Source organism: Micromonospora sp. CPCC 205554, from assembly GCF_036902745.1.
GTDB lineage: Bacteria > Actinomycetota > Actinomycetes > Mycobacteriales > Micromonosporaceae > Micromonospora > Micromonospora tulbaghiae.
The window spans coordinates 15,213-40,443 of the sequence record NZ_JBAKHP010000020.1; the positions used below are offsets into that span (position 1 = coordinate 15,213).

At 72.8% G+C, this 25,231-nt stretch carries 24 protein-coding genes, 1 pseudogene and 1 riboswitch; of the genes and pseudogenes, 9 read left to right on the plus strand and 16 right to left on the minus strand.

Going from position 1 to position 25,231, the window contains the following annotated elements:
- Nucleotides 1–179 precede the first annotated feature (179 nt).
- Complete coding sequence (locus V6U82_RS22030; protein WP_334464107.1) at nt 180–1,160, plus strand: hypothetical protein; 981 nt, start codon at nt 180–182, stop codon at nt 1,158–1,160.
- Nucleotides 1,160–2,098, plus strand: coding sequence for a hypothetical protein (locus tag V6U82_RS22035; RefSeq protein ID WP_128137399.1), 939 nt, complete (start codon nt 1,160–1,162; stop codon nt 2,096–2,098). Before V6U82_RS22030 ends, V6U82_RS22035 begins: the two co-directional genes overlap by 1 nt.
- A gap of 56 nt (nt 2,099–2,154) precedes the next feature.
- On the opposite strand, the gene V6U82_RS22040 is transcribed toward V6U82_RS22035, so the two are convergent.
- The 5 genes from V6U82_RS22040 to V6U82_RS22060 all read right to left on the minus strand — a co-directional run bounded on the left by V6U82_RS22040 (nt 2,155) and on the right by V6U82_RS22060 (nt 5,707).
- Nucleotides 2,155–3,006, minus strand: coding sequence for a menaquinone biosynthetic enzyme MqnA/MqnD family protein (locus tag V6U82_RS22040; RefSeq protein WP_334464109.1), 852 nt, complete (start codon nt 3,004–3,006; stop codon nt 2,155–2,157).
- Nucleotides 3,007–3,086: 80 nt separating this feature from the next.
- Nucleotides 3,087–4,340 carry an MFS transporter gene (locus tag V6U82_RS22045; RefSeq protein WP_334464111.1) on the minus strand — a complete coding sequence of 418 codons (1,254 nt, stop codon included), beginning with the start codon at nt 4,338–4,340 and terminating at the stop codon, nt 3,087–3,089.
- Between the two features lie 41 nt (nt 4,341–4,381).
- Nucleotides 4,382–4,963: an ArsR/SmtB family transcription factor gene (locus V6U82_RS22050; protein WP_128138652.1), complete on the minus strand. Its 582-nt coding sequence runs from the start codon at nt 4,961–4,963 to the stop codon at nt 4,382–4,384.
- Between the two features lie 55 nt (nt 4,964–5,018).
- On the minus strand, nt 5,019–5,339 hold the full coding sequence (locus V6U82_RS22055) for a helix-turn-helix domain-containing protein (protein WP_120572095.1): 321 nt from the start codon (nt 5,337–5,339) through the stop codon (nt 5,019–5,021).
- Entirely contained in the window at nt 5,336–5,707 is a 372-nt protein-coding gene (locus V6U82_RS22060; RefSeq protein WP_120572096.1) for a type II toxin-antitoxin system RelE/ParE family toxin, read from the minus strand. Before V6U82_RS22060 ends, V6U82_RS22055 begins: the two co-directional genes overlap by 4 nt.
- A 221-nt stretch (nt 5,708–5,928) precedes the next feature.
- Here V6U82_RS22060 and V6U82_RS22065 point away from each other — a divergent pair, with 221 nt between their 5' ends.
- On the plus strand, nt 5,929–7,974 hold the full coding sequence (locus V6U82_RS22065; protein ID WP_334464114.1) for a HelD family protein: 2,046 nt from the start codon (nt 5,929–5,931) through the stop codon (nt 7,972–7,974).
- A 48-nt stretch (nt 7,975–8,022) separates the two neighbouring features.
- On the opposite strand, the gene V6U82_RS22070 is transcribed toward V6U82_RS22065, so the two are convergent.
- Genes V6U82_RS22070 through V6U82_RS22085 form a run of 4 tightly spaced genes read right to left on the minus strand, consistent with a single transcriptional unit; the run spans nt 8,023 to nt 10,249 of the window.
- Nucleotides 8,023–8,622 carry a hypothetical protein gene (locus V6U82_RS22070; RefSeq protein ID WP_334464116.1) on the minus strand — a complete coding sequence of 200 codons (600 nt, stop codon included), beginning with the start codon at nt 8,620–8,622 and terminating at the stop codon, nt 8,023–8,025.
- Nucleotides 8,623–8,626: 4 nt separating this feature from the next.
- A complete protein-coding gene (locus V6U82_RS22075) occupies nt 8,627–8,980 on the minus strand; it encodes a YbaB/EbfC family nucleoid-associated protein (RefSeq protein ID WP_151500175.1) in 354 nt (117 codons plus the stop codon).
- Between the two features lie 9 nt (nt 8,981–8,989).
- Nucleotides 8,990–9,916, minus strand: a complete 927-nt coding sequence (locus V6U82_RS22080; protein ID WP_128138091.1) for a WXG100 family type VII secretion target — start codon at nt 9,914–9,916, stop codon at nt 8,990–8,992.
- A 12-nt stretch (nt 9,917–9,928) separates the two neighbouring features.
- Entirely contained in the window at nt 9,929–10,249 is a 321-nt protein-coding gene (locus V6U82_RS22085) for a type VII secretion target (protein ID WP_128138090.1), read from the minus strand.
- 148 nt (nt 10,250–10,397) lie between these two features.
- Between V6U82_RS22085 and V6U82_RS22090 the strand changes: the two genes are divergently transcribed.
- The 3 genes from V6U82_RS22090 (at nt 10,398) to V6U82_RS22100 (ending at nt 12,885) form a co-directional block, all read left to right on the plus strand.
- Nucleotides 10,398–11,285: an ABC transporter ATP-binding protein gene (locus V6U82_RS22090; RefSeq protein ID WP_334464122.1), complete on the plus strand. Its 888-nt coding sequence runs from the start codon at nt 10,398–10,400 to the stop codon at nt 11,283–11,285.
- 9 nt (nt 11,286–11,294) lie between these two features.
- Nucleotides 11,295–12,032 (plus strand): ABC transporter permease, encoded by a 738-nt coding sequence (locus tag V6U82_RS22095; RefSeq protein WP_128138089.1) that lies wholly within the window; start codon nt 11,295–11,297, stop codon nt 12,030–12,032.
- A gap of 94 nt (nt 12,033–12,126) precedes the next feature.
- Nucleotides 12,127–12,885, plus strand: a complete 759-nt coding sequence (locus V6U82_RS22100) for a VOC family protein (protein ID WP_334464124.1) — start codon at nt 12,127–12,129, stop codon at nt 12,883–12,885.
- 426 nt (nt 12,886–13,311) lie between these two features.
- Here V6U82_RS22100 and V6U82_RS22105 read toward each other — a convergent pair whose 3' ends face one another.
- The 4 genes and pseudogenes from V6U82_RS22105 to V6U82_RS22120 form a co-directional block, all read right to left on the minus strand.
- Nucleotides 13,312–14,091 carry an ABC transporter ATP-binding protein gene (locus tag V6U82_RS22105; protein ID WP_334464126.1) on the minus strand — a complete coding sequence of 260 codons (780 nt, stop codon included), beginning with the start codon at nt 14,089–14,091 and terminating at the stop codon, nt 13,312–13,314.
- Nucleotides 14,088–15,170 (minus strand): FecCD family ABC transporter permease, encoded by a 1,083-nt coding sequence (locus tag V6U82_RS22110; protein WP_334464238.1) that lies wholly within the window; start codon nt 15,168–15,170, stop codon nt 14,088–14,090. Before V6U82_RS22110 ends, V6U82_RS22105 begins: the two co-directional genes overlap by 4 nt.
- An 86-nt stretch (nt 15,171–15,256) precedes the next feature.
- Nucleotides 15,257–16,189 (minus strand): ABC transporter substrate-binding protein, encoded by a 933-nt coding sequence (locus tag V6U82_RS22115; RefSeq protein WP_334464128.1) that lies wholly within the window; start codon nt 16,187–16,189, stop codon nt 15,257–15,259.
- Between the two features lie 106 nt (nt 16,190–16,295).
- A riboswitch (cobalamin riboswitch) is annotated at nt 16,296–16,389 on the minus strand.
- A 120-nt stretch (nt 16,390–16,509) separates the two neighbouring features.
- A pseudogene (locus tag V6U82_RS22120) lies at nt 16,510–17,832 on the minus strand (M14 family metallopeptidase); the annotation flags it as partial.
- A 205-nt stretch (nt 17,833–18,037) separates the two neighbouring features.
- Between V6U82_RS22120 and V6U82_RS22125 the strand changes: the two are divergent.
- Nucleotides 18,038–19,378, plus strand: a complete 1,341-nt coding sequence (locus V6U82_RS22125; RefSeq protein ID WP_334464130.1) for a C39 family peptidase — start codon at nt 18,038–18,040, stop codon at nt 19,376–19,378.
- Nucleotides 19,379–19,449: 71 nt separating this feature from the next.
- Here the strand turns inward: V6U82_RS22125 and V6U82_RS22130 are convergent, their stop codons facing one another.
- From V6U82_RS22130 to mqnE, 3 genes are read right to left on the minus strand one after another with little or no spacing between them, the layout of a single operon-like run.
- Nucleotides 19,450–19,722, minus strand: coding sequence for a DUF4229 domain-containing protein (locus V6U82_RS22130; protein WP_128137958.1), 273 nt, complete (start codon nt 19,720–19,722; stop codon nt 19,450–19,452).
- Between the two features lie 26 nt (nt 19,723–19,748).
- Nucleotides 19,749–20,177 carry a hypothetical protein gene (locus V6U82_RS22135; protein ID WP_128137959.1) on the minus strand — a complete coding sequence of 143 codons (429 nt, stop codon included), beginning with the start codon at nt 20,175–20,177 and terminating at the stop codon, nt 19,749–19,751.
- A 7-nt stretch (nt 20,178–20,184) separates the two neighbouring features.
- Nucleotides 20,185–21,354: an aminofutalosine synthase MqnE gene (gene mqnE, locus V6U82_RS22140; protein WP_120572110.1), complete on the minus strand. Its 1,170-nt coding sequence runs from the start codon at nt 21,352–21,354 to the stop codon at nt 20,185–20,187.
- Nucleotides 21,355–21,577: 223 nt separating this feature from the next.
- On the opposite strand from mqnE, the gene V6U82_RS22145 reads away from it, so the two are divergent.
- Both V6U82_RS22145 and V6U82_RS22150 read left to right on the plus strand, forming a co-directional pair.
- Nucleotides 21,578–23,197, plus strand: a complete 1,620-nt coding sequence (locus V6U82_RS22145; protein WP_334464134.1) for a C40 family peptidase — start codon at nt 21,578–21,580, stop codon at nt 23,195–23,197.
- Nucleotides 23,198–23,306: 109 nt separating this feature from the next.
- Complete coding sequence (locus tag V6U82_RS22150; protein ID WP_334464136.1) at nt 23,307–25,172, plus strand: hypothetical protein; 1,866 nt, start codon at nt 23,307–23,309, stop codon at nt 25,170–25,172.
- The last annotated feature ends 59 nt before the right edge of the window (nt 25,173–25,231 follow it).

The following is a 25,231-nucleotide window of genomic DNA, read 5'->3' on the forward strand; positions in this document are numbered from 1 at the left end:
AAAGTCACGGGTGTCGAGACCTGGCGTCAGCGCTGTCCGGAAGTAGACTTCCGACCGGCAAACCGTTCGGCTTCATGATCGTCACCGTTCAGGCCACCGTCCCCCGGCCTGGTGGCGACCGGGCCGAACCCATGCGGAAGCGCCGGTCCCCCCGGCCAGACATCTGGAGCTCACCACTCATGCGACCTCGCGTGACCATGGTGCTCGCCATCGTGGCGGTCCTCATCGGCGGCGTCATGCTGGTGCCGGCCGCGTACGCGAAGCTCTCCGGCGGAGACGGCGCGGGCGGCATCGGCGGGGGGGGGCAGGGCCCGGCGCCGGCACCGACCCCGCCCGCGCCCCCGACGCTCGCCGACGCCCCGGTGTCGGTGAACTTCAAGGGCGAGTTCTTCTCCTGGGCCCTGATGGACCGCGAGACCGGCACGGTCACCGGCGCGAAGAACATGAACCAGACCAGCTCCACCGAGTCGATGCTCAAGGCCTGGATCGTCGCGGACTACCTTCGTCAGCTCGGCGACAAGCAGCCGGCCGCCGACCTCGAGAAGGCGGCGATCCTGGCGATCCGGAACAGCGACGACGACGGCGCCAACCGGGTCTACCGGGCGGCCGGCGGCTCCTACCAGCCCCAGCCGGGCGGCAAGCCGGACCCGGTCATCGCGCGCGCGATCCGGATCTGCGGCCTGACCGACACCAAGCCCGGCGACGTGCCCGACTACAAGGGCTGGTGGAGCTTCACCGAGATGTCCCCCCGGGACGCGGCCCGCCTCGGCGACTGCATCGCCGACGGCCGCGCCGCCGGGCCCAAGTGGACCAAGTGGCTGCTCAGCGAGATGACCAAGGTGGCCGGCAGCGTCAACAAGCAGGGGGAACGCTCCGGCGGCGGCCGGTGGGGCATCATCGACGGCCTGCCCGCGACGATCAAGGCGCAGGGTCCGGTGCACATGAAGAACGGCTGGACCCAGCTCGCCTACGACGGCAACTGGCACGTCAGCTGCCTGGCGTTCACCGACAAGTGGAGTCTCTCCGTGATGATGCGGTACCCGGCCCGCTCCGGCCTGCCGTACGGTGCGAAGATGTGCGCCGCCGTCGCCACCCAGCTCGTGACGCCGCAGCCCGGCGCCGCACTCAAGGTGCCGCAGCAGCCGGTCGGGAAGCTCTGATGGCCGGTGCCCGGCGTCGGCCCGGCAGCTATCGGCGCCCGCTCGCGTTCAGCGCCCTGGCTGCGGTCCTCGTCGGCCTGCTCGGCCTCTCCCTGCGCGTGATCCCCGGCTCGCCGCTGGAGGCCACCGCGAACTCGCATCCCGAACCGACGAGCGAGCGGTCGGCGCAGCAGACTGTCGACCGCAACGCGAAACCGCGGGTCGCCCCCTCACGGTCGCTCGAACCACTGCCGTTCGAGGCGAAGAACCTGGACAGCCTCAAGATCAAGGGCTGGTACGCCTGGTCCGTGCTGGACAAGCGCACCGGGAAGATCATCGGTTCGTCGAACATGGGCGAGACGAGCACCACCGCGTCCCTGATCAAGTCCTGGGTGGTGGCCGATTACCTGCGCCTGAGCGCCGAGGACGGCAAGACGCCGAGCAACGCCAGGCTGGCCGACGCCACGAAGATCATCCGGGACAGCGACAACACCCGGGCGCAGGAGTTCTACGAGAGCGTCGGCGGCTCGGACTCGATCGAACGACTGATCTCGATCTGCAAGCTGACCGACAGCGAGGTCGCCTCCGACGGTGGCTGGAGCCGCACGGAACTGTCCCCCCGGGACACCGCCCGCCTCGGTCTCTGCATCGACGACGGCCGCGCGGCCGGGCCGAAGTGGACCAAGTGGCTGCTCGACGAGATGCGTCAGGTACGCGCTCCCGGCGACTTCGGCATCCGCAAGGCGTTCCCGGCCGCGCAGCAGAAGAAGATCGCCATCAAGAACGGGTGGATCGACCGGGACAAGGAAGAGGAGTACCACGTCAACTGCCTGGCCATCGGCGACACCTGGACGATGGGCGTGATGCTGCGCACCCCGTTCGGCGTCGAGGGCGGCTGGGAGTACGGCATGGACGCCTGCGAACGGATCACCAAGGCGCTGCTGCGCCCCGCGACCTGAGCCACACGCGCCCCGGCGCGCTGATTCCCCGCGACGCCCCGAGCCGCGCGGCTCGGTCAGCCCTGGAAGAACTCCGGGCCGTCGGCCGGCAACGCCGGCACCTCCCCGTACGCGGCCGCCCGGCGGGCGAACTCGCGCAGCCCGGCCACCTGCCGCTCGCCCAGCGAGAAGTCGAGTGCCCGGAAGTACGTGGCGAGCGTCGCCGCGTCGAACGTCTCCCAGCGGGCCGCCGCCTCCGCCACCTGGTCCAGCTCGGCCAGGCACAGGTCACGCGAGCGCAGGAACGCCTCGTGCACCTCCTTGACCAGGCCCGGGTGGGCGGCGGCGAACTCGCGGCGTACCGCCCAGACGGCGAACACCATCGGCAGACCGGTCCAGTCGTGCCACGCCTGCCCCAGGTCGGTCACTTCGAGTCCCTTGGCCGGCGCCTCGTAGAGCGCGCGCAGCGCCACGTCGCCGATGAGCACGCCGGCGTCGGCCTCCAGCAGCATCTGGGTCAGGTCCGGCGGGCAGCGGAAGTACTCCGGGCGCACCCCGTGCCGCTCGGCGAGCAGCAGCTGGGCCAGCAGCACCCCGGTACGCGACGTGGAACCGAGCGCCACCCGGCCGCCGTCCAGCTCGCCCAGCGGGCGGGTGGACACCACGTTCACCGAGAGGACCGGCCCGTCGCTGCCGACCGCCAGGTCGGGCAGGAGCAGCAGGTCGTCGGCGTGCTTGAGGAACTCCACGAGCGTGATCGGGCCGATGTCCAGGTCACCGGCGACCAGGTCGGCGCTCAGCCGGTCCGGCGAGTCCTTGTGCAGGTCGACGTCGATCAGCGCGCCGGACCGCATCAGCCCCCAGTAGATGGGCAGGCAGTTGAGGAACTGGATGTGCCCCACCCGGGGGCGGGCGATGCGATCGGCCATGACCCGACCGTATCGCCGTGGCGTCGAACCCGCCGCCGGGGGATCCGATCGAGTGGTGAACTCCGCACCTCCGGCCGCACCTAACCGCCTGCCACGGCGACGGCGGCGGGCGTGGCCGCGCGGGCGACGGCGGCCCGCTCGGCGCGTACCGCCCGGCGCACCGGCCAGGCCAGCGCCACCACCACGAGCAGTCCGGCCACGCCGCATCCGGCGACGAGTGCGCGCGGGCCGGCCACCTCCAGCAGCAGCCCACCGACCAGGTAACCGCCCATCGCGGCGCCCTGCGCGGCGGCCCCGAAGACGGCGAACGCCCGGCCCCGGGCCGCCTCCGGCACCCGTCGTGCCAGCAGCAACTGGTCGAACACGTTGTTGCCTCCGTTGGCCACGCCGCCCAGCAGCCAGATCGGCACGAGCAGCCAGGCCGAGGGCACCGCCGCCGAGACCAGCACCGCCAGGCAGCAACCCCCGAGCAGCACCAGCCCGGCGCCGAGCAGCGCGCCGTCGTCGGCGAGCCGGCGGGCGACCCGGGCGAACAGCCACGCGCCGAGCACGATTCCGAGCGTCCAGGAGCCGGTGACCAGGCCGTACACGGTGGTGCTGCTGCCGAGCGTCTCCCGGATGAAGAAGACCTCGATCACGTTCACCGCGCCGACCGCGCCGACCACCGCGGCCACGCTGCCGACCATCATCGTCAGCAGCGGGTCGCGGCGCAGCCGCCACGGTGGCGCGACCGCCGCGGCGACGCCGGCCGGCGTCCGGCGCCCTCCCCTGCGGGTACGGATGAGCAGCCCGGCCGCCACCAGCGCGAGGTAACTGAACGCGTCGACGAGCAGCGGCACCCGGGTGCCGAACTGGCCGACGAGCAGCCCGGCGAGTGCCGGACCGGCGAGCGCGCCGAGCGTCCCGGCGGTCTGGTTGAGCGCGCCCGCGCGGGGCAGGTCCTCGGGCCGGACCATCACCGGCACCAGCGCGGCGATGGCCGGCTGGGTGACCGCGAGCCCGGTCGCGAGCAGTGCCACGAGCGCGATCACCAGGACCGGATCCCGGGCGTACGCGAGGGCCAGGCAGACCGCACCCTGGGCGAGACCGGCCGCGACGAGCAGCACCCGGCTGTCCACCCGGTCGGCGAGCCGGCCGGTCAGCGGCGCGAACACCACGAGCGGCAGCGTCGCGGCGAGCAGCAGCCCGGAGACGGCGAGTCCGCCGGCGCCGGCGGACTGGAGCGCGAGCGTGAGCGTGGCGGCGGCGAGGAAGTCCCCGCAGCTGGAGATGCCGCGAGCGGTGGCCGCGAGCCAGACGTCCGGCCAGCGCGACTCGCCAGTTGTGAAGGACATACTTCGAAAGTAATCCTTCACAACTGGCGTACGCAACCCCGTCAGTCGAGAGGCATCGCCCGGTACTGCGTCGCCACCGGCCGCGCCCCGGCGGGCGGATCGGTCCGGGTCCGCCGCCGGTACGGCTCCATCAACGCCTGGATCGCCTGGTTCAGCTCGGTCAGCTCCTCGGCGGTCATGAGCAGCACGCTGTCGCTGAACCACGTCGCCGCGTACCACTCCGGCGACTCGTCCGACGCGCGGCGCAACCACTCCCGGACCCGCTGGGCGTCGCGGACCATGTGTGCCTCGACCAGGGCCGCCTCGGCGGCACGCGCCTCCGGGTCGGCGTCCGGCCCCACCTCGACGTGGTACGACGGGTTCACCGCCTGCCACAACCGCTCCCGGGCGTCACCCCGGCCCGGCGCCTGCCGGACCAGCCCGAACCTCGCCAGCTCGCGCAGGTGGTAGCTGGTCGCGCTCGGCGACAGCCCGGCGATCTCGGCGCACTCGGTGGCCGTCGCACCGCCCTCCAGCGTGCCGAGATGTTCCATGATCGCCATGCGGGCCGGGTGAGCGAGCGCCCGCATCACCTGCGGATCACTGATCGTCACCCGGCTCCGGCCGGGAAGCGCCTCGGTCATACCTCAATGATCCCGCGTCCGCGGACGCCGGGATCCAGCGGTGGAACCCATCGGATCAGGCGACCTTGAGCTGCTCGTCACCGAAGTCGGCGATCAGTTTGAGGGTGCCACCGAGCGCGCCGATGTAGCGCGCGAGCACCTCCTGGGTCGCGACGTTGCCCGCCTCGATCTGTGAGACCCGGGCGACCGAGACACCCATCCTCGACGCCACCTGCTCCTGGGTCATCTCCCGCCGCTTGCGCAGCTCGGCGAGCCGCCACCCGCGAGCATGATCGAGCATCTCCCCGACCTCGGCCTCGAACGCGCGCGGTCCGCCGGCCGTGTCGATCGCGCGGTCCAGGTGCGTGGTGTCCCGCCAGCGCTTGACGCCGCTCATCGGCTCTCCTCCTGCCGTTCCTTCAGGTACGTGTCGTACAGCTGCTCCGCCTCCGGTATGGCCTCCCGGTACCAGCGCGCCCACTGCCCCGACTTGTCACCGGCGACCAGCAGCACCGCCGAACGCCAAGGATCGAAGACGAACAGAATCCTGATCTCGGTGCGCCCCGCTGACGGGGGCCGCAGCTCCTTGAGATTGCTGAGACGCGAGGCGGTGATGCTGTCGACGAGGGGCCGCCCCTCGGCGGGCCCGTTGCGTTCCAGCACCAGGATGGCCTGGTTGACGAGGCGATGGGAGTCGCGGTCGAGGACGTAGAGCTGGTCGAGGAACTCCTCCACCTGCCCGGTCATCAGGATCTCCCACTCCATCCCCCACCTCCGGACTTAATAATATTCTTAAGGCGGAGGTGGGTCGAGCGAATCGCCTGCCACCACGAAATTCGTTGGCGCGACCTGCCGGTGCTCCCGTAGCGTGGAGGGCCGCCCGACGGCCGCGGTGAGCATGCACCGCAGCGGACGTCCCCGCGCCGGGAGCAGGCCAATCGCCCCGGACACGCGAGCGAGCCTCAGTTGAGCCATCGGAGTTCATCGTGTCCGTAACCGACCTTGACGCCACACCCGGCCTCGACGGCGAACTGGCCGCCGAGCGTGCCCACCTCGACGCCTCCCGCGCCGCGCTGACCCGGATGCGGGAACGCGCCCAGGCGCTCTTCGCCACCGGCGACAAGGTGGCCGGTGACTCGTACACCGCCGAGCAGCTCGGCCGGCACATGGCCCGGCGGGTCAAGGAGCTGGCCGACGACCCGGCCACCCCGCTGTTCTTCGGCCGCCTGGACTTCGGCGGCGACGACCCGGACCACGCCGGGCGGGAGTACCACGTCGGGCGGCGGCACATCACCGACGAGCTGGGCGAGCCGCTGGTGCTGGACTGGCGTGCCCCGGTCTCCCGGTCGTTCTACCGGGCGAGCGCGCGCGACCCGCAGGGTGTCGCCGTACGCCGCCGGTTCGGGTTCAGCGCCGGGACGCTGACCAGCTTCGAGGACGAGCACCTGGACCGGGGTGAGGAACTCGGCACCGCCAGCCGCATCCTCACCGCCGAGATCGAGCGCCCCCGCGTCGGCCCGATGCGTGACATCGTGGCCACCATCCAGCCGGAGCAGGACGAGCTGGTCCGGGCCGACCTGGCCGACTCGATCTGCGTACAGGGCGCGCCGGGCACCGGAAAGACGGCGGTCGGGCTGCACCGCGCCGCGTACCTGCTCTATCTGCACCGCGAACGGCTGCGCCGCTCGGGCGTGCTGATCGTCGGGCCGAACCGGGCGTTCCTGTCGTACATCGCGGCGGTGCTGCCGGCGCTCGGTGAGGTCGAGGTCGAGCAGGCCACCGTGGAGGACCTGGTCGCGCGGGTGCCGGTCCGCGCGGTCGACGACCCGGCCGCCGCCGCGCTCAAGCACGACGTCCGGATGGCCGAGGTGCTGCGCCGGGCCGTCGACGCCCACATCGGTACGCCCACCGAGCCGATCATGGTGTCGGACGGCTCGTACCGGTGGCGGATCGGGCTCGACCCGCTGCACCGGCTGGTCACCGAGACCCGCCGGGAAGGGCTGCCCTACGCCACCGGGCGGGAACGGGTCCGGGCGCGGGTGGTGGGGCTGCTGCAACGCCAGGCCGAGGCGCGCCGGGCGGAGTCACCGAGCGACGCCTGGCTGCGCCGGATGAGCCGGATCAAGCCGGTCACCGACCTCCTCGACGCGGTCTGGCCGGCGCTCACCGCGGACGGGCTGCTGCACCGGCTGCGCACCGACGCCGACGCGCTCGCCGCCGCCGCGGACGGCCTGCTCACGCCCGAGGAGCAGGAGCTGTTCCGGTCCGGCAAGGTCGCGCGCACCGCGAAGGCGACCCGGTGGAGCGCCGCCGACGCGGTGCTCATCGACGAGGTGGCCGGACTGCTGGAACGGCCCGCCGGCTTCGGGCACGTGGTAGTCGACGAGGCGCAGGACCTGTCCCCGATGCAGTGCCGGGCCATCGCCCGGCGCAGCGAGCACGGCTCGATCACGCTGCTCGGCGACCTGGCCCAGGGCACCGCGCCCTGGGCGGCGACCGACTGGCGGGAATCCCTGGCCCACCTGGGCAAGCCGGACGCCGCTGTGGTGCCGCTGAGCGTGGGCTTCCGGGTTCCGGCCGCCGTGGTGGCGTTCGCGAACCGGCTGCTGCCGGCGCTCGCCGTCGACGTACCCCCGGCCCGGTCGCTGCGCAACGACGGCGCGCTGGACGTGCGTACCGCCGACGACCTGACGGCCGCGACGGTGGCCGAGGTGCGGGCGGCGCTCGCGCACGACGGCTCGGTCGGTGTGATCGCCGCCGACGACGCGGTCGACCGGCTCCGCGCGGCGCTCGCCGACGCGGGCGTCGAGACCGCGACCGCCGACGATGTCGAGGCCGCTGCGCGCGTCACAGTGGTCCCGGCGACGCTGGTCAAGGGCCTGGAGTACGACCACGTGGTGGTCGTCGAGCCGGCCGCGATCGTGGCCGCCGAGCCGCGCGGGCTGCACCGCCTCTACGTGGTGCTGACCCGGGCGGTCTCCCGCCTGGCCGTGCTGCACAGCGAGCCGCTGCCCGCGCCACTGACGGCCTGACGCGGGCGGGCGGCTGCGGCCCGGCCGCGGCCCGGGCGGGCGGATCCGTCAGGCGGACAACGCGGCGGCGACCTCGCGCAGCGGCCGGCCGGACTCGGCGATCGGCACGGTGAACGACAGCCAGGAACCGTCGGTGAAGTCGATCCGCAGCCGCTTCGGGTTGAGCCGGTGCCAGCCCACCCGCGCGGAGGCGATCTCCGCCCGGGTGGCCGACCACGCCACCGAGGTCTCGGCCAGCGCGCGTTCCTCGGCCTCGCGCCCGGCCAGCAGCTTGACCCCACCGGTACGGCAGACCAGCAACCGCCGGTCGGTGACCGCGAGCAGCGTCTCCCGGACCTGGAGGTCGGGCCGGGGCGGGCGGAGCGCGCGGTGCAGGCGGGAGGCGGCCGAGCCGGGGGCGCCGCGCCCGGCGATCCCCCAGCCGATCAGGTCGACCAGGCGGTCGCCGCGGTCCCATGTGGCCAGCGGCAGCAGGACGTTGAGCAGCACCGAGCCGACCGTCCGCCGGCTCTGGTCGGCGGTGGACTCCGGTTCGGGCGGCGGCGCCGGGGCGAGCCCCTGGCCGACGTCGGTCCTGGCGTGGGCCAGGACGCGCTCGCCCGGCTCGGCGAGCAGGCCGAGCCGGTCGCGGTATCTGGTCTCGTCCATCGGCTCAGTATCGGTCTCGGCCGTAGCCGTCGTCGGCGCGGCGCTCCGCGGCGGGGGCGTTGCCCATCACCTCGCCGACGATCTCGCGTACGCGGGCGGCGGCGGCCTCCTGCGCCCGGTTCGCGGCCGAGGTGATCTCCTCCGCGAGCGTGTACGAGTCGAAGCGCATGGCACGCGCGTTGATGTCGGTGGAGAGGATCTTGCCGTCGGCGGCTGCGACGACAGTGACCAGGCCGGAGTCGCTCACCCCCTCGGCGCTGCTCTGCTCCAGCTCGGCCATCCGCGCGCCGAGTTCGCGCTGCCACCCGTCCAGGTTGCGGGCCAGCGCCTCGATCCGGTCCAGGGCCGGGAACGTCATTGCTGCCTCTCAGTTCACGATCGAGTCGAACACGTTCTGCACACCCTTGGTGTACGGGCCGAGGTCCTCGCGGTAGGTGCCGTCCACGAGGTAGTTGCGGTCCTTGCGCCCGTCGGAGATGTCGTGCAGGCCCATCCCGGTGTCGAGCAGCGCGCCGCCGATGCCGGGGATGTTCACCGGTGAGGTCTGGTTGATGGCGAACTTGCCCGGGAACAGGATGGCGGCGCGCTTGGCCTTGAACACCATCGCCTCCCTGGTGTAGCCGGCCTTACTGAACGCGCCGTACGCCTTCTTGGCCTTGCGGAGCTCCAGCACCACCTGGCGGTAGCGCATGAGCAGCTCGGCGACCTTCTGGAGCTTGGTGGCGAGCTTCGTGAGGATCTCCGCGAACCGCGCCACGATCTTGACCATGCGGCCGACGGTGGTGGCGAGCCGGGCCAGCACCCGTACCACTGTGGCGGCAAGGCTCACCCCGGCGCTCAGCACCGCCGCCACCGCGGCGATGATGACCTCGGTCAGGAACCAGAGCAGGAACTCCAGGATCAGCTCGACCAGCAGGTTGAACGCGTCCACCGCCGCGTTCGCGGAGTCGACCAGCACCTGCTTGGTGCCGTCCAGTCCCGCTGCGAGATCGTCCATCGCCTCCTCGATGGACTGCATCGAGGCGTGGAACTTCTCCGCCGCGTCGCCGTCCCAGGCGCCGCGCAGCCGGGCCCGGTCGGCGATCTGGTCACCGGCGATCTGCCGGACCGCCTCCCCCGTGGTCATCGCGAGCTGGGCCGCCCGCATCAGGTCGTCCGGCTCACCGGCGACCAGCTCCAGGAGCTGCTCGAACGGCCACAGCACCGCGTTCGACAGCGGCTTGAACGGATCGGGCGTGCCCGACACGATCTGCTCGAAGTAGGTCTTGTTGCGCTGGAGCGCCTCGGTGCTCATCCCCGCTCCCCCTCAGCCGCCGGCGGTGAACATGGTGTCGTTCGCCGCGTCCGTGTCGTCGTAGGCGGCGGCGGTCTCGGCGAGCCCCGTGGCGACGGTCAGCATGGTCTCGGCGCCGTCCGCCAGCCCTTGCAGGCACGCCTCGAACTGCTCCGCGTACGCCGCGGCGAGGCTGAACGACGCGGGCATCACGCCGAAGGAGTGCCGGGCCACGTGGCCGTCGCGGAACACCCGCTCCAGCTCACGGAACCGGCCGGCCCGGTCCCGGGAGGCGGCGGCGAACGCCCTCAGCGCCTCCGGCTGGACGTCGAGATTCCTGCTCGGACTGGTCACGGACCCTCCCCAGTGTCCGGTCGGAAATTCCACCGTCGTCGACGGCGCCACCAGACTAGGGGATGCGAGCACCCGGTCAGGGGACAGCAGGGCGGGCGCAGGAACGGTAGACAGGGAGACACAGCCCTTCCGCCCGAGGAGACCGCCGATGATCCTGGCCCGCGCCGAACAGGTCAGCCGCCGCTACGGCGAGGTGCTGGCGCTGGACCGGGTCGACCTGACCGTCCGGGCCGGGGAGCTGGTCGGCCTGCTCGGACCGAACGGCGCCGGCAAGAGCACCCTGATCAACCTGCTGGTCGGGCTGCGCCGACCCACCACCGGCCGGGTCGAGCTGTGCGGCGGCGACCCGCGCGACCCGGCGAGCCGACGGCAGCTCGGGGTCACCCCGCAGGAGACCGGCCTGCCCGGCACGCTGCGGGTCGGCGAGGTGGTCGACTTCGTCTCCGCGCACTTCCCCGACCCGGTGCCGCGCGGCGAGCTGCTCGACCGGTTCGGCCTCGCCGACCAGGTACGCCGGCAGACCGGTGGTCTCTCCGGCGGGCAGCGTCGGCGGCTCGCCGTGGCGCTGGCGTTCGTCGGCCGTCCCCGGCTGGTGGTGCTCGACGAGCCGACCACCGGCCTCGACGTGGAGGCGCGGCACGCGCTCTGGGACGCGATCCGGGGCTTCCACGCCGACGGCGGCACCGTGCTGCTGAGCAGCCACTACCTGGAGGAGGTGGAGGCGCTCGCGCAACGGGTGGTGGTGATCGGTCACGGGCGGGTGCTCGCCGACGACTCGGTGGCGGCGATCCGCGGAATCATCGGCGTACGCCGGGTCAGTCTGGTCGCCGACGACCTGCCGGCGCTGCCGGGAGTGGTCGCCACCGAACGCGCCGACGGGCGGGTACACCTGCTCACCACCGACGCCGACCAGCTCGTCCGCGACCTGGTCACCTCCGGGGTGGCGTTCCGCGACCTGGAGGTCCGGCCCACCTCGCTGGAGGAGGCGTTCCTCGCCATCACGGCCGACGACCGGCCCGCGCCCACCCCTGTCTAGGAGACCGCCGTGCCACTCGCCCTCGTCCACGCCCGCTACCACCTCCTGGAGATCATCCGGGTGCCGGTGGCGGTGGTGGGCAGCGCGTTCTTCCCCGCCGCCTCGATGCTCTTCTTCGTGGTGCCGTTCGCCGGCGACGACCCGGCCGGCGCCACCTATGCCACCGCCGCCATGGTGACGTTCGCGGTGATGACCGCCAACATCTTCCAGTACGGCGTGGGCGTCTCCGAGGACCGCGACCAGCCCTGGAACCCGTACACCCGGACCCTGCCGACCGGACCGGCCCCGCGGCTGGCCGGGCGGATCCTGGCCGGGGTGGTGCTGACCTACGTCTCGATGATCCCGGTGGTGGTGATCGCGGCGGTCGCCACCGAGGCCCGGGTCAGCGCGGTGCAGTTCCTGCTCGGGCTCGGCGCGGTCGCCGTGGTCTCGGTGCCGTTCACGCTGCTCGGCCTGGCGATCGGCTACTCGCTGCCGAGCAAGGCCGCGATCGTGGTGGCACAGGTGATCTTCTTCCCGCTCGCGTTCGGCGGTGGCCTGCTCTCCGGGCCGGACGACGCGCCCGGCTTCATCAAGGCGATCGCCCCCTACCTGCCGACCCGGGGCGCCGTGGAACTGATCTGGGCGGCGGTCACCGACTTCCAGCCGGACACCCGGGCGCTGGTGATGCTCCTGGTCTGGGTGCTGGGGCTCGCCGCGCTCGCCGGCTGGGCGTACCGGCGGGACGAGGGCCGTCGCTTCAGCTGACCTTTTGTCCGGTTCCGGCCCGGCGGCCGACCCGGCGGTGCCACGATGCCGACAGGGCGGGCGAGCGGAGCCGCCCCCGGCGAGAGGGGTCACCGTGAACGGCGTCGAGCCCGGCACGCCCTGCTGGACCGACCTGGCCACGCCCGGTCTGGACGACGCACGACGGTTCTACCCCGAGCTGTTCGGCTGGACCGGGCAGATCTCCCCCGAGCCGGACGCCGGCGGCTACACCGTCTTCCGCAAGGACGGGAAGGCGGTCGCCGGGGCCGGGCCACCCGGCACGCCGGACCAGGTGCCGGTCTGGTCCACGTACGTGGCGACCGATGACGCCGACCTGGTCGCCACCCGGGTGGAGGCGGCCGGCGGGCAGGTGGTCGTCTCCCCGTTCGACGTCGCCCAGCAGGGCCGGATGGCGGTACTCGCCGACCCGGCCGGCGCGGTGTTCAGCGTGTGGCAGCCGATGGCGATGCGCGGGGCCGAGCTGTACAACGCGCCCGGCGCCATGTGCTGGAACGAGCTGGTCACCCCCGACCCGGAGAGCGCGAAGGAGTTCTACGCGCTGGTCTTCGGCTGGCATCCGGAGGAACGCCCGGCCGGACCGGTCGCGTACACCGGGTGGCGGTGCGGCGCCCGGATCGTCGCCGGCATGCTGCCCCGGGCCGAGCCGATGCCGGCGGACCTGCCCGCGTACTGGGCGGTCTACTTCGCGGTGGAGGACGCCGACGCCACCGCCACCCGGGCCGCCGAGCTGGGTGGCACCATCCTCGTCCCGCCGCGCGACAACCCGGCCGGCCGCAGCGCCGCCCTGCGCGACCCGGCCGGCGCCCTCTTCTCCATCTCCACCTTGCGCTGACCCCGCCCGCCCCCGCCCCGCCCCCACCCCGCCCCTCTCCGCCGATCTTGCAGTTGCCGCCCTCCCGACGCGGCATAAGCACCTTTCGCCGGGACCAAAAGTCCAAGATCAACGGGGACAGGCGGGGGCCGGTGGAGATCTTGGTACGGAGTGGCCGCCAGGAGGGCTGATTCGTACCAAGATCTGTTTGTCGACCCGGCAACCGGAACGTCGATCCGGGGACTGAGACGGCGAACGCTGCGAGCGGGCAGCCCGACAGGCAAGGCCGACGGCCGACAGGGCCGCCGGCCCTACGCCGACCTTCGGTCGATCTTGCGGTTGCGGCCCTCTCGGCGCGGCATATGCACCTTTCACCCGGGCCGAAAGTCCAAGATCGACGAGGAGAAGCGGGACGAGGAGAAGCGGGATGGGGAGGGGAGGGGTGGGTCAGGTTGGGCGGACGGGTACTACCAAGGGGCCGTGGTCGCCGGGGATCACCCGGATGTGTGCCCGGTAGTGGCGGGCCAGCAACTCCTCGGTGAGCACCTCCTCCGGTGGCCCGGCGGCGGCCACCCGCCCGTCGGCGAGCAGGATCAGGCGGTCGGCGTACTCGCCGGCGATGGAGAGGTCGTGCATGGTGGCCAGCACTGTGAGGCCGTGCGCGCGGCGGAGCTGGTCGACCAGTTCCAGCACCTCCTGCTGATGCCCGATGTCCAGTGCGCTCGTCGGCTCGTCGAGCAGCAGCAGCGTGGCGCCCTGGGCCAGCGCCCGGGCCAGGAAGACGCGCTGCCGCTCGCCGCCGGAGAGCGTGGCCAGCTCGCGGTGGGCGAACGGGCCGAGGTCGAGCCGGTCCAGCACCTCGTGCACGGCGGCCAGGTCGGCGGCGGACTCACGGCCCAGCGGCGGGATGTACGGGTTTCGCCCGAGCAGCGCGTAGTCGAACACCGACATGCCGATCGGTACGACCGGGGACTGCGCCACGGTGGCCACGACACGGGCGCGGTCGCGGCGGCGCAGCGCGCCGATCGGCGTACCGAAGAGGGCCACCTCGCCCGGGCCGGTGAGCAGGCCGCCGACGGCGCGCAACAGGGTGGACTTGCCGGCGCCGTTGGGTCCGATCACGGTGACCCACTCGCCGGCGGCGACCGTGAGGTCGACGCCCGCCAGGATCGGGGTGCCGCCGAGGTCGACCCGCAGGTCGTGCACGCGCACGGCGGGGGCGTTCACATCGCCACCCGGCGGGCGGTACGCAGCACCAGCACGAAGAACGGGCCGCCGAGCAGCGCGGTGACCACACCGATCGGGATCTCGGCGGGTGCGGCGGCGGTACGGGCGACCACGTCGGTCAGGGCCAGGAACGCGCCGCCGAACAGCATCGACAGCGGCAGGATCACGCGGTGGCTGGAACCGGCGAGCAGTCGCATGGTGTGCGGCACGATGATGCCGACGAAGCCGATCAGCCCGGACGCGGAGACGGCGGCGGCGGTGCCGAGCGACGCGGCGGCGATCAGCAGGTAGCGGGAGCGCTGCGGGTGCAGGCCGAGACCGGCGGCCTCGTCGTCGCCGACGGAGAGCACGTCCAGTTCACGCCGGTGCAGCAGCACCACCACGGAGGTGAGCACGAAGTACGGCAGGACCAGCCACACGTCGTGCCAGCCGGCGGTGGCCAGCCGCCCGAGCAGCCAGGAGTAGACCTGCTGGATGTTGTCGGAGTGCTGTTGCAGCAGGTACGTCTGCCCGGCGGCGAAGAACGCGGAGACCGCCACCCCGGCCAGGATCAGCGTGGCCGGGGAGCGGTCCCGCCCGCCGGCCGCGCCGAGCAGGTACGTCAGCACGACCGCGCCGAGCGACCCGACGAACGCGGCCAGCGGAATGGTGATCGGCAGTCCGGTCAGCGCGCCGCCCGCACCGGCGCCGAGGACGATCGCCGCGGTGACCGCGAACCCGGCTCCGGCCGCCACGCCGAGCAGGTAGGGGTCGGCCAGCGGGTTGCGGAAGACGCCCTGGTAGCAGCCGCCGGCCAGGGCGAGGAGCGCGCCGACCAGCAGGCCGAGCACGACCCGGGGCAGCCGCAGCTCGGTGATGATGGCGACTTCCCGCTCGGTGAGCCCGCTGTCCAGGTGCACCCCGGGCAGCAGGTTGAGCAGTTCGGCCGCGACGCTGCCGGGCGGCAGGCTGACCGGGCCGAGGGAGACGCCCGCGACCAGCGCGACGAGCACCGCCACGACTCCGGCGAGCAGCCAGCGCTTGCGCAGTCCGGCGGGCCGGACCGGGGCGCCGGCCGCGTCGCGCGCCCCACGCCGCAGGGGCCGGGGCAGCCGGGCACCCGGCCGGGACGCGTCGGGCGTCCCGGCCGGGCGAGGGGCGGAGTCCGCCTGTCGTACGGCCACGGTCAGGCCGGGACCTTGGCGGTGGCGTCGACGATCACCTTGAGCAGGTCGACCACGCGCGGGCCCCAGCGGGAGGCGATGTCGTCGTCCAGCTCCACGATCTGGTTGTTCTTCACCGCGGTGATGCCGGACCACCCGCTGCGCGCCTTCACCGTGTCGGCGCTCTGCTTGCAGCACTTGGTGTCGGAGAGGAAGACGAAGTCGGGGTTCGCCTTGACGATGACCTCCTGGGAGAGCTGCGGGTAGCCGCCGTTCTTCCCGTCGGCGTCGGACGCGTCGGCGATGTTCTCCAGGCCGGCGAGCGCGTAGATGGAGCCGATGAAGGTCTTGCTGGTCGCCGTGTACAGCTCCGGGCCCAGCTCGTGGTAGTAGGTCGGCTTCTCCGTGCGCTTCGGCAGGTCCTTGGTGAGCGCGGTGATGTCGTCCTTCATCTTCTGCACCACGGCGTCGGCCTCGGACCGGTGGCCGGTGAGCGTACCCAGGTCGGTGAGCTGCCGGTACGTGTCGTCGAGCGTGGCCGCGGCGGGGATCTGGAGGACCGGGATCTTCAGCGCGACGAGCTGGTCGGCGATCTTGTTGAGGTTGTCGGAGATCACCACCAGGTCGGGGTTGCGGGAGGCGACCGCCTCGGCGTTCGGCTGGTAGCCGGACAGGTCGGTGCGGGGCGCCTCGGCCGGGTAGTTCGACTGGTCGTCGACGGCGGTGACCTGCTTGCCGGCGCCGATGGCGAAGAGCATCTCGGTGGAGGTCGGCGAGAGCGAGACGATCTTCTCGGGCCGCTTCTCCAGCGTCAGCTTGCCGACGGTGGCCGGGAACGCGCCGCCGGAGCCGCCTGCCGCGGGGGTGTCGGTCGAGGTCTTCTCGGCGCAGCCGCCGAGAAGCAGCACGCCGGCCGCGAGCGCGGCGGCGAAGATCCGGGGGGTACGTCGGGACATTGATCCTCCTGTCGGTCGAGGAGTGTGGTGCTTCGCCGACAGGGGAAAGGCCCGTCCGCGAGGCGCCCTTCCTCGAGAGCGCGTGTCGCGACCGGGCCGCAGGCGACCTGGCTCGTCCCACGTCCGTCGGCGCCGGCGGAAGGCCGGCGCCGCGCGTACGGGGCATCACAGTTGCGGGACAGCGCCGGTTTCACACCGGCTTCGCTGTGGCACGGTCGGTGCCACGGTAGCGCACGACCAGCGGAGATCGTCCGGACGGGAGGGGTGGACGGGAACCCCGGCGGGGGTGGAACCGGGGTTCCCGTCCGGTGGTGAGGTCAGCAGTACTGGCTCTGCTTGCCGATCGCCCGGTACGGGCAGTCGGCGTACTCGGACAGGATCAGCACGGCCTCCCGGTTGCGTGAGGTCTGCGCCGGGATCACCTCGTCCGGCGGGTAGAAGCCGCCGCCGGAGGCCGAGCCGGGGTACATCTCGAAGGTGTACGCCCAGATCTTGTGGGCGCCCCACATCCAGTCGATGCTGGTGCCGTCGGCGATGTAGAGGTCGCTCGACTGTTCCGGGGTGTAGTTGTTCGTCGCCGCCATCTGCCGCCCGATGGTGGCGAAGGTGTTGTACTGGTCGGCGTTCATCCCGGTGGCGGTGTTGTTGTACGTGTACCCGTACGGCCAGAGCACCAGCTGCGAGTAGGTGTGGAAGTCGATGTTGGCCTTGATCTGCTGCACCCCGCCGACGACCCGGCTGTTGACGAAGTTGCGCAGCGCCGCGGTCTCCGGGGCGGAGAAGGCGGACGGGCCCCGGTAGGTGTCCGACGACTTGGTGCCGGACGAGCCGCCGCAGCAGCCCCACTGGTAGGCCCAGTTGCGGTTCAGGTCGGTGCCGACGGCGGTCGAACCGCTGTTGGGCTGCCGGTTCTTGCGCCAGGAGCGGTAGGAGCCGGTGGCGATGTCGTACTCGCTGCCGTCCGGGTTGACGGTGGGGACGATCCAGATCTCCCGGGAGTTGACGATGCCGGTGATCCGGGAGTCGCTGCCGTAGTTGTCGGTGAAGAGGTTGAGCAGGTAGATCGCCATCTCCACGGTCAGGTGCTCGCGGGCGTGCTGCTGGGCGTTGAACAGGATCTCCGGCTCGGCCTCGTCGGTGGCGACGTTGTCGGAGATCTTCACCGCCATCAGGTCCCGGCCCTGGTACGACGTGCCGATGCTCAGCTTCCGGGCGATGGTCGGGTGGTCGGCGACCACCTTGTTCACCACGGCGGTCAGCTCGGCGTAGTCGTGGTAGTTCGAGTCGGCGGGCGGGAACGCGTTGGCGGTCATGTCCCCGTCGGCGTGGTCGTGCTCCGGCACGACGTCCTTCTCGAGCCGGAATCCGAGCCGGGTGATCGCGTTGGCCTCGGCCTTCGTCGCCGTGACGTGCAGCACGCCGTGCTCGGAGTAGTCGATGGCGGCGCCGGTGGAGGCGACGGCGGTGCGGTCGGCCGCCGTACGCGGGCCGAGCACCCGGTAGGCGACGGTGGCCGGCTCGCCGGAGCCTTCCGGCGCGGGCCGGGCGACGGCGGGCGCGGCGGCCGCGGTGAGGACGATGGTCAGGCCGACGGCGGCGGCGAGCGCCAGCCGGCGGCGGAGCGGAGAGGTGCGGAAGGCCATGGACAACCTCCTGGGGGTACGGGAGATCCCGTTGTCCGCACACTCCACCAGGAGACACATGGTCATATCAATATCTGTCTCTCTCTTTAGCCATCCCGACCTGATCGTCACTTCGGCAATGATTTTCTATGCCTGAACATCTGGCGAAACTTCCCGCCAAGCGCGACAGTGAACGGCAACGATGCCGTCTCCCTGTGGAGCTGCCATGTTCGGAAGACCCATGCGCGCGGCCGCCCTCGCCGGCCTCACCGCGCTCACCCTCCTCGCCACGAGCGCACCGGTCCAGGCACAAGCCGCGCGACCGGGCGTCACGCACGACGAACAGATCACCTTTCAGGAGTTCTCCCGCTTCCCCGACTGGCGTACCGGCACCCACCAGGGCACCCGCGCCGTACCGGGCCGCCACCCCGCGCTGACCATCGGCCGCGCGGCGGGCACCACCGAGTTCACCGACGAGCACACCGGCACGACCCGCACCTGGGAGTACGCCACCTGGACCTCGCCCGAGCGGCGGATCGGCTTCGACGCCACCGAGATGGTCGCGTCGTGGAACGCCGCCACCCCGGCCGGCACCTGGATCCAGGTCGAGCTGCACGGCAAGTACAACACCGGGGCACAGACCCCGTGGTACGTCATGGGCCGCTGGGCCTCCGGCGACCAGGACATCAAGCGCTCCACGCTGGACGGCCAGGGCGACCCCTGGTCGAGCATCTGGACCGACACGTTCTCGGTCGACGACGCCGACGCCGGGGTGCTGCTGCGCTCGTACCAGTTGCGGCTGACGCTCTACCGTGCGCCCGGCCAGGCCGCATCGCCGCAGGTCCGGATGGTCGGCGCGATGGCGTCGAACGTGCCGGACCGGTTCACCGTCACCCCGAGCCGGGGCGGCATCGCCTGGGGCACCGAGCTGGCCGTGCCGCGCTACTCGCAGAACATCCACATCGGCGAGTACCCCGAGTACGACGGCGGCGGTGAGGCGTGGTGCTCGCCCACCTCGACGGAGATGGTGGTCGAGTACTGGGGTCGCAAGCCCTCGGCCGAGGACACCTCCTGGGTCGACCCCTCCTACCCCGACCCGACTGTCGACCACGCCGCCCGGATGACCTACGACTACGAGTACGAGGGCGCCGGCAACTGGCCGTTCAACACCGCGTACGCGGCGAGCTTCCCCGGCCTGGAGGCGCGGGTCACCCGGCTGCACTCGCTGGACGAGGCGGAACGCTTCATCAAGGCGGGCATCCCGGTGGTGACCTCGCAGTCGTTCCTCGCCAGCGAGCTGGACGGGGCCAACTACGGCACCGCCGGGCACCTGTTCGTGATCGTCGGCTTCACCGCCGACGGCGACGTGATCGTCAACGACCCGGCGTCCTCGTCGAACGACGCGGTCCGCAACGTCTACAAGCGGGAGCAGTTCGAGCAGATCTGGCTGCGCACCAAGCGCTACCGGGCCAACGGCACCGTGGCCTCCGGCTCCGGCGGCATCGCGTACCTGATCAAGCCGGCCGACCGGCCGTGGCCGGTCGTCCCGGGCTCGACCAACTGGTGAACGGTTCGACCGACCGGTGAACGACGAGGGGCCCGGTGCCGTGTCCGGCGCCGGGCCCCTCGTCCATCCGCTCAGCCGTCGCGGCGCTCGGCGTCCGGCTCGTCGTCACCGGCGAGCGCCGAGCGCAGCCGGTCCTTCTCGGCGCGACGCCGCTCCGACGCCTCCGCCATCTCCCCGGCCATCTCGTCCCGCCAGTTGCGCAGCAGGAAGAACGACAGCGCGGCGGAGGAGATCAGCGCCACCATCAGCCGCAGGAACATGTTCATCTCGACGAACCAGAGGGCTGCCAGCACTGCGACGAACAGCCCGACCCGGCCCAGCGTGTACTTGACCGCCGCGCTCATTCCCGCATTCCCACTCTCTCCGTGCCTCAGCCCGTACGCCGGGCCAGCCAGTGCACGCCATGAAACCAGATGACGGCGTAGACCACGGTGAACACCGCCGCGGCCGACGCGCCGGTGAACAACGCGGGCAGCCCGGAGGCCAGGCCCGCGACCAGCAGACCGGCGACGACGCCGAGCCCGAGACCGGCCAGCGCGGCCACCACCCGGGCGGCGCCGAACTCCCAGGCCCGGAACTCGTCCCAGAACAGCCAGAGCGGCAGGATCACCGCGAGCCAGCCGTTCGTACCACCGAAGCCGCTGTCGCCGACGGTGGCGAACGCCCACTCGAAGACCAGCAGCGCCAGCACCCCGATGACCAGGCCGGCGAGGCTCACCCCGAGCAGGTCGCCGAGGGTGAGGATGCGCCCCTCGGCGTCCCGCCGGGGGAAGCCGCGCTGCTGTTCCTCGTCGCTCATCGCCAGGTCAGGCCCAGACCTGCTGCGGCTCGGACCGGCGCTCCGCCAGCGACGGCGGCCCGTCGTACTCGCGGACGATCTCGTAGCGGGTGTTCCGTTCCACCGGACGGAAACCGGCGTCCCAGATCATGTGCAGCAGGTCGTCGCGGTGCATGGTGTTCGGCGTGCCGTACGAGTCGGCGTCGTGGGTGATCTTGTATTCCACGACCGAGCCGTCCAGGTCGTCGACGCCGAAGTTCAGCGAGAGCTGCGCCACCGACAGCCCGTGCATGACCCAGAAGCACTTGACGTGCGGCACGTTGTCGAACAGCAGCCGGGAGACCGCGAACGTCTTGAGCGACTCGGCCGGCGAGGCCATCGTGGTCCGGGCCTGGATCCGGTTACGGATCTTGCCGTCCGCCGAGTCGACGAAGTCGTGCTGGTAGCGCAGCGGGATGAAGACCTGGAAGCCGCCGGTCTCGTCCTGCAGCTCACGCAGCCGCAGCACGTGGTCGACCCGGTGCCGGGGCTCCTCGATGTGGCCGTAGAGCATGGTCGACGGCGTCTTCATGCCCTTCGAGTGGGCCAGCCGGTGGATGCGCGACCAGTCCTCCCAGTGGCAGTTGTGGTCGACGATGTGCTGCCGGACCTCCCAGTCGAAGATCTCCGCGCCGCCGCCGGTGAGCGACTCCAGGCCGGCGTCCATCAGCTCGTCGAGGATCGCGTCGGCGCTGAGCCCGCTGATCTTCTCGAACCACTGCACCTCGGTGGCGGTGAACGCCTTGAGGTTGACCTTCGGCAGCGCGGCCTTCAGCTCGCGCAGCACCTTCGGGTAGTAGCGCCAGGGCAGCGTCGGGTGCAGGCCGTTGACGATGTGCAGCTCGGTGAGCTGCTCGTCCTCCATCTCCTTGGCCTTGCGGACCGCCTCGTCGATACGCATCGTGTAGGCGTCCTTCTCGCCCGGCTTGCGCTGGAACGAGCAGTACGCGCACGACGCGGAGCAGACGTTCGTCAGGTTCAGGTGCCGGTTGACGTTGAACATCACCCGGTCGCCGTTGAGCTCGGTACGCCTGTGGTGGGCCAGCCGGCCCAGCCAGGTCAGGTCGTCGCTGGCGTAGAGGGCGATGCCGTCCTCGCGGGTCAGCCGCTCCCCCGCGTACACCTTCGCCTCGAGTTCGCGCTTGAGTCCGGCGTCCATCCGAAAGCCACGTCCTTCCACCTGGGTTCCCGATCGAGCGTACGTCGCGGGTCCGACCGGCCGCCGACGTGGTCGCGCCGGTTCACCGGCCGTCACGCTCCGCACATCGACATCGTCGCACCCGTGAGGTAAGACAGGGTGGGGCGGAACACACACCAGGGCCGTCCTGTCCCGACACGCCCCAACCACGCGTGGCGGACCCCCAGACCGGACGGGGAGCGGTATGGCTCACAGCACCAAGGCCCGACGGCGACGAGGACGGCAGCCGGTGATCTCACCGATCCTGCGCCCGGCGCTCTGGTCCGCCCTCCTGGGGGCGGTCGCGGCCGCGGCGCTCGCCACACCCGCCTGGGCCGACCCGCTGCCCGACGTCGTGCCCGACACCGGCTCCCGGCCCCAGGTCACCGGCCCACTGCAACTGCCCGGCTCGTCCGGCACCGTCCGCGGCGTACCCGGCACCGTTCCCGGCCTCCCCGGCACCGTCCCGGGTCTGCCCGGCGTGGCCGTCCCGGGCGGCACGGCGGGCCTGCCGGGCACCACCGGCGTGACCAACCCGGCCGACGGTCCGCTGGTCGCGCAGATCAACCAGCTCGACGCCCGGGTCACCCAGCTCGGCGAGGAACTGCTCCGGATCAAGACCGAGCGGGACGCCGCACAGACCGAGCTGACCCAGTCCGCCGCCCGGCTCAAGGAGGCCCAGGACGCGCTCCGCCGCGCCCAGGACAACGCCAAGAGCGCCGCCGCCGACGCGGTCAAGGCCGACGCGGCGCTGCCGCCCGGTGAGTTCGGCGCGAGCCTGCGCGACTTCGCCAACCTCCAGCGCATCACCCGGGGCGACAAGGCCGAGGGCGCCACCACGTCGGTGACCGGCGAACTCCTCCGGGCCACCAGCGCCGAGGAGGCCGCCCGGAAGGCACACGAGTCGGCCCGGCGCCGGGCCACCGAGCAGACCGCGGCGTTCACCCGCGCCGAGGCCGACCTGCGCAAGCAGGAAACCGCGCTCGTCGCCCTGCGCAAGGAGAACGCGGCCAAGCTCCTGGAGATCGAGCGCCTGGCGGACGCCGCCGAGCAGCGGCTCGGCACCTCGTACGTGGTCGACCAGAGCATCGACGGCCTGGTGGCCGATCCGCGGGCGCTCGCCGCCGTGCGCTACGCCCTCGCCCAGCTCGGTGACCCCTACCTGTGGGCCGCGGAGGGCCCGGACCGGTTCGACTGCTCCGGCCTGATGCTCGCCTCCTACCAGGCGGCCGGCTACCGCGGTCTGCCCCGCGTCGCCAAGGACCAGTACTTCGCCACCCGCTCCCGTACCGTTCCGCCGAACGCCCTGCTCCCCGGTGACCTGCTGTTCTTCGCCTCGGGCAGCAGCTGGACCAGCGTCCACCACGTCGCCATGTACATCGGCAACGGCAAGATGGTGGAGGCGCCCCGGACCGGTGACGTCGTCAAGATCTCGGTGGTCCGCTGGTCCCGGCTCTACGCCGCGACCCGGGTGATCGGAGCCGTACCCGCCCCGGCCACCCCCGCCCCGCCGCCGACCGTGCCGGCCACGCCGAAGCCGTCGACGACCCCCAAGCCGACGCCCACCACGCCGAAGCCGTCGACCACGCCCAAGCCGACGCCGACCACGCCGAAGCCCACCACGCCGACGCCGAAGCCGACGACGTCCAGCCCCGCGCCCAGCACGCCGCCGGCGAGCCCGACCGACTCGCCCGACCCGACGCCGAGCCAGAGCGCGAGCGCCGAGCCGGACACCAGCAGCGCCGCGCCGAGCAGCAGCAGTGTCGCCCCGTCGAGCAGCACGTCCAGCAGCGGCTCCGCCAGCCCGAGCAGCAGCGCCGACTGACCCAACCGCCACTCCGGCTGTGCTCCCGGGCCGGAATATGGCACGGTGAGATCCAGGCACTTCCGGTCGGCGCCACGGCTGGAGGCGAGCGTGGGTGCGGAGGGGCGAGATGGGCGAGCAGGACGTTCCGGCGGAGAAGGTCCACCCGGGACCGACGCCCGACCCCGCCGACCCGGCCGGCGACGACCACGGTTCGGCCTCACCCGGGCCGGTAGCCGTCGCGCGGGCGCGGGTGTCGGTCGCCGGTTCGGCCGTGCCGCCGCCCGCCGGTGACGAGCAGCCGCTTCCGCAGGCCGGTCCCACGACGTACCGGGCGGGCACTCCGGCGGACACCCCACCGCCGCTGGACCGGCGCCTCCCCGGCGCCACAGTGCCGCCGTCCAGTTGGTCCGCCTTCGCCGTGGCCGAGCGCCCGGCGACGCCCGAGCCTGCCGTCGCACCGGTAGCGGACGGCGACGCCTCCCCCGGTACGCCCGGCAGTGCTTCCACGGCAATCCCGGCTCCCCGCGTCTCCGGTTCCGCACGCGTGCCCGCACCCGCTCCTGCCGCCCCGGCCGTGGACGCGGCGGCAGTGGACGCCGCAGCGCCCGCCGACGCCGCCCCGGACCACGACGCCGCCCCGGGTCGGCAGGCGGACGCCGCCTCCGAGCCGCACGACGGCTCCGGAACCTCCTCCGCCGGATCCGCCGCGGCCTCGGCAGCCGGTTCCGGCGAGTCTTCGCCGCCCGTCACCGCAGCGTCGGCCGGGTCCGCAGGCGCGCCGCCGGTCACGTCCGGCGACGCACCGCCGGTCGGGTCCGACGACTCCCCGCCGCACGGGTCCGCCGACTCCCCGCCGGCCTCCGCGGCCGACCGCCCGGCCCCGCTCACCGGCGCTTCCATGCCCGCCGAGCAGGCCGGACCCGCACCCGCCCGGGCCAGCGCGTCGGTGCCCGGCCTGAGCCGCGTCTCCGCCGAGGAGGTCGCCGCCTCCGTGGTGGCCGCGCCGCCCGCCGCCGCCACGGTCTACCGGGCCGGACCGGTGAACCCGGAACCGCCGGAGCCGGTCCAGCCACCGGAGCCCGCGCAGCCCCCGGCGCCGAACGGCCCGGAGCCCGAGCCGGCGCCGACCCCGGTGCCGGGTCCGACGCCGCCGTCGCCCGCGCCGCCGGTGCCCGAGCCGGAGCCCCCGCTCCGTCCCACGCCACCCCTGCCTACGCCGCCCGCGCCCACCCCGCCGACGCCCACGCCCGGGCCGGTGCCACCGGTCCCCGGGCCGCCCGTGCCGCCGCCGGGTCCGCCCGTACCCCCGCCACCGCCCCCGCCGGGTCCGATGCCCGCACCGCCGTTCCCGCCACCACCGGCGATGACGGGCGGGCCGGGCCCACTGCCCGCGCCGCTGTTCCCCGCCCCGGCGGCCGGCCCCTCGTTCCCGCCCGCGCGGGCCGCCGTACCGGGCCCGCCGGTCGCGCCCCTGTCGCCGCCGGTCGCGCCCATCGCGCCGCCGGTCGCGCCCCTGTCGCCGCCGGTCGCGCCCCTGTCGCCGCCGGTCGCGCCCGGCACGCCGGACAATGCGCTGCCGTCGTGGGCCGCCGCGCCCGTGTCGGCACCGCCGCCGCCCGTGGTGCCGGCCCCGGCGCTGCCGACCTGGCCGCCGCCGGCCACGCCCGCCCGCGACGCCGACACGACCCGTCCGGTACGCCCGCAGCCCGGCGGGCCGGATCTCGCCACCACCGCGTACGGCGGGACCGACGGGCCCGGTTTCGCCACCGTGTCGTTCCCGCAGGGCAACCCGCTGGAGAACTCCGGATCGCTGACCGGGCACATCCTGGCCCAGGGCTGGTCCGAGGAGAGCCCGGCGGCCCGGGGCGGCAACACCAAGGTGATCATCGTGCTGGCGGTAGCGCTGATCATGCTCATCGCGATCAGCCTGCTCGTGGTCTTCCTGGCCAACGACGCGCTGAGCGGCCTGACCGGGACCATGCTCATCGAGTGACAGGGGTGAGCCCGCCCACTACGGTCTCGCGTTGCCGTGGCGGAGTCGTCGATGCGCCG